The sequence below is a fragment of the Veillonella sp. VA139 genome, from assembly GCF_003992005.1.
Classification (GTDB): Bacteria; Bacillota; Negativicutes; order Veillonellales; family Veillonellaceae; genus F0422.
Window position 1 is genome coordinate 1 of record NZ_RQVL01000066.1, and the last position, 496, is coordinate 496.

Sequence of the window (496 nt, forward strand, 5' to 3'; positions counted from 1 at the left end):
TAATAATTTCACTGGCACAGTAGGGCTCGATTCGTTTATGAGAAGGTAGATCTAATAATGCATCTAATAGATATACATACTCTCTAGTTACTTTATCTTTGTAATACCTTCTTACAATTGTCTCATCGCCCCATTTGGTAGCAAGCGTTCGTTCTCTACCTTTCTCTTGCACATGATATCGCTTTTTTTCTTTAATACGTTCGTAGAGTTTGTCATCTAATTTAGCGAAAAAGCCCTCTAGCATCATAGTTGCTATACCATTAATTAACGTTGAAAAGTCTTCCATAAGATGGAAGTATGAATACATTTCCTCCTCATTAAAAATCTTGTTTTCAGAATAGTTAAAAAAGTCAGTGCAAATATCTGCTACTTGTTGTAAAATAAATTCCATAAGAAGGTCTCCTTTACTTTGATTTAGTTTTTTGGAATACATTCATTGTAACAAAGGTTGACCTTCTTTTGCTATTTTATTTTCCCACAAACATTTTACACTAAC

Annotated in this window: 1 protein-coding gene; it reads right to left on the reverse strand. The window is 32.5% G+C overall.

The features are described 5' to 3' along the window. A partial coding sequence (locus EO125_RS09720) for a UPF0236 family transposase-like protein (RefSeq protein ID WP_206168384.1) occupies positions 1 to 391 on the reverse strand: 391 nt, incomplete at its 3' end. Between the last annotated feature and the right edge of the window lie 105 nt (positions 392 to 496).